7 protein-coding genes are annotated in these 5,886 nt (G+C 30.2%); 5 read left to right on the top strand and 2 right to left on the bottom strand.

Going from position 1 to position 5,886, the window contains the following annotated elements:
• Window positions 1-270 precede the first annotated feature (270 nt).
• The 3 genes from CLCOS_RS19695 (at window position 271) to CLCOS_RS19685 (ending at window position 1,591) form a co-directional block, all read left to right on the top strand.
• Window positions 271-498 (top strand): hypothetical protein, encoded by a 228-nt coding sequence (locus CLCOS_RS19695; protein ID WP_013239719.1) that lies wholly within the window; start codon window positions 271-273, stop codon window positions 496-498.
• A gap of 14 nt (window positions 499-512) precedes the next feature.
• Complete coding sequence (locus tag CLCOS_RS19690) at window positions 513-701, top strand: hypothetical protein (protein WP_063602632.1); 189 nt, start codon at window positions 513-515, stop codon at window positions 699-701.
• Between the two features lie 77 nt (window positions 702-778).
• Window positions 779-1,591: an alpha/beta fold hydrolase gene (locus tag CLCOS_RS19685; RefSeq protein WP_063602631.1), complete on the top strand. Its 813-nt coding sequence runs from the start codon at window positions 779-781 to the stop codon at window positions 1,589-1,591.
• Window positions 1,592-1,694: 103 nt separating this feature from the next.
• Here CLCOS_RS19685 and CLCOS_RS19680 read toward each other — a convergent pair whose 3' ends face one another.
• The gene (locus CLCOS_RS19680) at window positions 1,695-1,901 is read right to left on the bottom strand and encodes a hypothetical protein (RefSeq protein WP_013239717.1); all 207 of its coding nucleotides are present in this window, start codon (window positions 1,899-1,901) and stop codon (window positions 1,695-1,697) included.
• Window positions 1,902-2,291: 390 nt separating this feature from the next.
• Between CLCOS_RS19680 and CLCOS_RS19675 the strand changes: the two genes are divergently transcribed.
• On the top strand, window positions 2,292-2,873 hold the full coding sequence (locus CLCOS_RS19675; protein ID WP_063602630.1) for a hypothetical protein: 582 nt from the start codon (window positions 2,292-2,294) through the stop codon (window positions 2,871-2,873).
• A 246-nt stretch (window positions 2,874-3,119) separates the two neighbouring features.
• Window positions 3,120-3,752, top strand: a complete 633-nt coding sequence (locus CLCOS_RS19670; RefSeq protein ID WP_063602629.1) for a flavodoxin family protein — start codon at window positions 3,120-3,122, stop codon at window positions 3,750-3,752.
• A gap of 188 nt (window positions 3,753-3,940) precedes the next feature.
• On the opposite strand, the gene CLCOS_RS19665 is transcribed toward CLCOS_RS19670, so the two are convergent.
• Window positions 3,941-5,506, bottom strand: coding sequence for a PucR family transcriptional regulator (locus CLCOS_RS19665; RefSeq protein WP_063602628.1), 1,566 nt, complete (start codon window positions 5,504-5,506; stop codon window positions 3,941-3,943).
• Window positions 5,507-5,886: the final 380 nt, after the last annotated feature.

The following is a 5,886-nucleotide window of genomic DNA, read 5'->3' as shown; positions in this document are numbered from 1 at the left end:
GTAGAATCAAAGAGAAACTAGGATGGATGAGTCCTGTTGAATACAGACTCAGCCTCTTGGCTGCATAAATTAGCGAGGCAGCCGAAACTGTCTCGCTAATAAAGTCTAACTTTTAGGGGTCACCTCAATCTAGGATGCCTATTTTGCATAATAAAAAAGATTTTATTAATGATACCCTAAAAAGTGATGCGTGTTTCGTATATATATATGAAAATACATAGGAAATAACCTTAACAAAAATAAAAACAATTATTTGAAAGGGTGAGTAAGGTGTATAATTTTCCTAATTCTATCATAACTTATACTGCAAATAAATTAGAAGATATAGAAAATAAAGTAGAAGAAATAAAACTGGAACATAACAAATTAAATAGAGATTGTGTAATTGAAGTAATATCTGAACCTAATCATGAAATGATTACTTTTGATGGACATACAAATATATCATTTGAGCTTTCAATATATATTAGACATTTAACATATGTTTCGAATATATAATTAGGGGTGATAAAATGAGAGTATATCCAATTATCAAATCTAATGATGAATTTTATAGGAATTTAAATAATGAATATGAAAATAGACATAAAAGAAATAATGGGATGGGTATTTTGTTTTATGAAATGCTAGAAAAACATATATTAGAAAATACATATGAAAAAATGGAAAATGCGAAAAAAGTAATAGAAAGTTTATATTAAGTTAAACTAGATGCTCACAAGATTATATTTGCCGGAATAATATATAGGGGTAAATATTAAATATCGGAGGAATTTTAGTGGGCTATTATGTTGAAGTGGAACCTTGGGTGAAAGTTTATGTGGAGGATATTAATCCTAATGGAAATAAAACCATAGTGTTTTTACATGGTTGGCCTGGAAATCATAATTTATTTGAATATCAATTTAATGTACTTCCTAAACATGGATATAGATGTATTGGCATAGATCAAAGAGGATTTGGTAAATCTGATAAAACATTTATAGGGTATGATTATAATACGCTGGCAGATGATGTTAGAAAAGTGGTGGAAGCTTTAAAACTGAAAAATTTTACGCTAGCAGGTCATTCTACAGGAGGAGCCATTGCTGTTAGGTATATGTCAAGGTATAAAGAATACGGTGTATCAAAACTTATGAACTTTGCAGCAGCAGCTCCTAGTCTTATTAAACGTCCCAATTTTCCATATGGACTTGATAAGAAAACTGTAACTAGTATTATTAATCAAACATATAATGATAGACCCAAAATGTTAAGTGATTTTGGTGATATATTCTTTTTTCAGCATATAACTAAACCTTTTGCTGATTGGTTCTTAAGTTTGGGATTACAGGCAGCAAGTTGGTCAACTATTGCAGTAGCTAATACATGGATACGAGAAGAACTGTTTAATGATTTATCCTCAATAAGTGTTCCAACATTAATATTACATGGAATTCACGATAAAGTTGTACCTTTTGAATTGGGAGAAATACAAAATAAATGTATTAGAAATTCAAAACTCATACCATTTAAATATAGTGGACATGGATTATTTTATGATGAGAAAGATAAATTTAATGAAGAATTAATGAAATTTAATGAAGAATAGAATTTAAAGTTTCTATTAAAATTTTGTATTAGTAGATTTTGATTAGGCGCCACCAATTATTAACAAATTGATGGCTTTAATGTTTTGTGTTATGCAATGTTTTTTATGGATGGTAGTTTTTGTACTGACTTAGTCCAGAAGCTATTTTTTCACATTCGTCAAGACAAGTAGAAACTTGGTTTAACTGAGTATTTATTTGATTTTTAATATTAGAATTTTCCACTTCATTTGCAGCCATTTGCAAACCTTGCTGAGCACTTTTCAATGATTCTTTTACTTTATGAATATTATCCCTTGCTTGTGAATTCATATATCAATTCCTCCCTTATCATCTACTTTGATTAATATTATTTACAATATAGAAAATATAATACTAAAATTTTTCACTGAATTCACACTAAGCTATATTGAGTGTTTTACAGATCTTTTTATCTGATGGCTACCTACTGTAACACTCCCACGCACTCTGTGAAAGCGATTATCACTAAATCATAGATTTGGGATACCTGCTTTTCTATCAAAGTGGGAGCTAACAGCAGCTACGCCCCTAGATAATTCATCTAAACTTAGTGGGAGAAACAAATTCCCGCTAAGTAAGATTCATTGATATTAAAAATAGAAAACCTACATGAACAAATTAGAAGTTTGATGAATACTTTAAAAGTGGGGCGTTGATATATTTAAAGTGGAGGAAAATGATATGATTAGTGTAAATGATATTGTAGCTATAGGTGGAGTATTAGTTGGTGTAATCGGAGGTATATTTGGGTTAGTACCTTATTTGAATAAAAGAAATATTGATGTAGACAAGGTATTAAACACAACAGAACAAGTTTTAACTGCAACAGAACCACTTATAAAAATTTCAGAGACTTTACCTGCTTTAAAACCTGCAGGAAGTTTAATAGATTGGATAGAACAAAAAGCAAAAGCAGGTGTAAAAGCGGCTGAACAACTATATCATTCAGGAATGTTAAAAACTGATGAAGACAGATTTAAGGCAGCTCAGAACACGGTATATGCTGCACTTAAGGAAATTAATGTGGAACCTACAATGAATCAAAAAAAGCTTATTAGTGATTTTATCCAAGAGGCAGTAAATGACTTAGGACATGCTATTCCTACAGAAGCTGAAAAAAATGCACAAATTCAAAAGGTTCAGCAAGATTTAGCTGGAGTACAGAAAGAAAATGAAGAGTTGAAACAAAAACTAGCTAATATACAGAATACTGTAACTCCTGTACAAAAGGCTGATACAGCAGCTGGAGGTAACGTATCGTAAACAGAGTTCAATAAGAAATAAAATCTAGAGTAGTGTAAAAGCTATTTTAGGTTTTATTTTTGTATATTAACGGTAATGATTTCTTTGAAAAAGATAAATTCTAGAAAAGGAATTTTTAATTCAATATAGAATACTATTTAATACAAATAACAGATAATGTTATCATCGTAAGTTAAGTGACAGTCACATAAGGATAGCACTTAGTATAGTAACGTACACTTAGTATAAGTAAAGGGGATGTATAATATGATTTTGGGAATTAGTGCAAGCGGAAGAAAATATGGAATTACCAGCAAGACAGTGAAAGCTATATTGGAAGCAAGTAATTTAGAGTATGAATACATTTCATTGTCAGGCAAGAAAATAAATGGTTGTATTGGATGCACACTCTGCGCCGCCGATAATCAGTGCAAAGTTAAAGATGACTGGAATGAAATAGCAGAAAAAATGTTAATGGCAAATGCAATTGTTTTTGGAGCACCTAATTATGGAGGAACTATAAATGCTCTTGGCCATGCATGCTTGGAAAGAACTTTTTGTTTTCGACACAGAGAAGCTTTTAGTCTATCTGGCAAGATTGGTATAGCGGTTAGTGCTAGTTATAATGAGCAAGGAGCCAGTTTAGTCAATACGATTATAAAAAAATCTATGATGGTTAATAAGATGTCAGTAGTTGGTGCTGTATCCGCTCATGGATATTCCCAATGTTACACATGTGGATTTGGTCACAAATGTAATGCAGGGAATGTGGTTAAGAAATATGGTATTTTGGATAAAATCGAAAAGAAACATCTTCCACCTAGTTTTGAAGAGCAGGAAGATACAATCCTTAAAGCTAATAGTATGGGGAAAATATTGGAGTCTTTAGTGTCTAAGTAAAGAATATAATCAAATAAAAGTGTCATACACTACATTAAAAGGTGATCAAATGATGGCTGAACAAAAACAATAGTTAATAGAAAAAATGACAAGTTTAACATTTGAAATAATTTTAATAAAATAATTGAAATATGCAAAATAAGCACTGGTTAAAGCGGGTGCTTATTTTGCATTAGAAGGTTTTAAATCTATTCATCAGTTTTTTTTAGCTGTTCAAGCATGTCCATGATAAGAAATGATAATTGTAATTGAAATATAGTTTGATAGTCTGTAAAGTCTAGTCCTGTTAGTTCCACAATTCGATTAAGCCTATATTTTATTGTGTTATAGTGAGTAAATAATGATTTAGCAGTTGGTACAATTTCTAATCTATTGGTAATATATGCTTTTATGGTTTCTAGTAACATGTGGTATTTATCTGATTCTAGTTCTTGCAAAGTCTTTATAGCTGGATGGATCAAAGGTGACAAATCCTTCTGATTGGCATAAGTCAAGAAAACATGCTGAAGAATAATATCTGAATATTTGATAATCGGTTTAGAAAAATGTAATTTCCAACCGGTATGCAATGCCTCACAAGCAGAACGGTAACATTCAGGCAATGAATAAAGATTGTTAAATACTAAGCTAATACCAGCACGACAATTAAAAGAATTTAATAAATTTTCAAAATTAGTCCATTCAAATTCTGTGAATGGTTCGTCTGATTTATAATCATAAAGAGCTACAAGGTGATTATCGTAATATACAATGTTATCTCGTCCCAGGAAGTTTTGAAGCTTTCGTTTAAATAGAAAAGCTTTATCTTTGTCTTGTAAAAGGTCATTTTTTAGTTCAATAACTATCAATATCAAGTTATCGTATAATTTCAAATTAAATTGGTGTATGCGTTCATTAATTGCATTACGATCATATAATTTTTCATTTAATAGAGATATTAAAAATGATTCTATTAGGGGAGAACAAGAAGCCTGTTCTGCATGATTATTAGTTAAAAATTGGCAAAGACAATTTCCTATAAGTGTAATAATCTGTTGATCAGTTTCAGATATTGGCTTATTATATGCTAATGTTTTAAGATATCCTACAGGAGTATTATTGTATAAAATACGAAAAACTAATTGATCATGATTTAAAATACCCTTTTCCCATATTAAAAGAGGTTTTTGTGGATATGTTCTTTCATCAGCTAGTCCATCCATCATTACAGAGTTAACATATTCTTCGGTCACATATCCTTTAGATAATGTCCATTCCCATAAAGGTTCATTAATAACGGTATTACCACCAGCATGAGCGATAAAACAAAGAGAAACATCTACTAGCAAGAGAGGATTCCCTAATAACTCCAGACCTAAATCGAGTACTTCCTGTAAAGTAGAGGTATTCTTATTTAATTGCATGATCTTGAGGGCACATTCAGATACGTACATAGCATTATCAAAGTAATCCTGTACTGAGTTAAATAGCATATTAAGGTTTGTACTAGGTTCAACGTAGATATAGTCACATTTAGGGACTAAAGAATCATATGCAAAAGTGTCACTATCCTTTATCAGTAAAAATGTTGTTGGTACAGTTGTTTGAATAGATGGTAGTTGAGAAGCTTTACCTATGTATATACAGTCTGAATGTAAGTCACTTAAATTGTTATTTAACAAACGAAAAGTACGCACCTCATGATAACATTTACATGTAGAAGTTGGTTTAAATTCTGAAAGAAATTCTAATAAGCTGCTAACTTTTACTGCCATAATAATTCCTCCATAATATAGTCTTTTATTAAATTATATAGTAAGTAATGTAAACAAGCAAGATGATAAGTGTCTAAACATGCAACATTATGAAGTATATTGCAATTTATTGCAAACTAGAGTTAATAAATTATCAATAAATTATAAAAATAAAATGCAATATATTTAATGATAATAATTTAACAATTTCACTTTTAGACGATGCATTGAAAGGTAGGTACGTGATAAAATTAGTTTAAGAAATAACCCTACTTAGGTAATTGCGAAACTCACTGATAAAAATGAATAAAAGATGTTTAGAAGTTGCAAAAGCATTGTTAGAAGTTTAAAGACAAATTTTTATGATTTGAAATAACCATATTGATAAAAAAAGGCGCACG

The sequence above is a fragment of the Clostridium coskatii genome, assembly GCF_001675205.1.
Taxonomy (GTDB): Bacteria; Bacillota; Clostridia; order Clostridiales; family Clostridiaceae; genus Clostridium_B; species Clostridium_B ljungdahlii.
The sequence above is the reverse complement of the archived record's forward strand: the minus strand, read 5'-3'. Positions and strand labels throughout refer to the sequence as shown.

Excerpts from the sequence above, each read along its gene's own strand:
- CLCOS_RS19690 (WP_063602632.1), top strand. The coding sequence starts at position 513 with ATGAGAGTATATCCAATTATCAAATCTAATGATGAATTTTATAGGAAT.
- CLCOS_RS19680 (WP_013239717.1), bottom strand. The coding sequence starts at position 1,901 with ATGAATTCACAAGCAAGGGATAATATTCATAAAGTAAAAGAATCATTG.
- CLCOS_RS19675 (WP_063602630.1), top strand. The coding sequence starts at position 2,292 with ATGATTAGTGTAAATGATATTGTAGCTATAGGTGGAGTATTAGTTGGT.
- CLCOS_RS19670 (WP_063602629.1), top strand. The coding sequence starts at position 3,120 with ATGATTTTGGGAATTAGTGCAAGCGGAAGAAAATATGGAATTACCAGC.
- CLCOS_RS19665 (WP_063602628.1), bottom strand. The coding sequence starts at position 5,506 with ATGGCAGTAAAAGTTAGCAGCTTATTAGAATTTCTTTCAGAATTTAAA.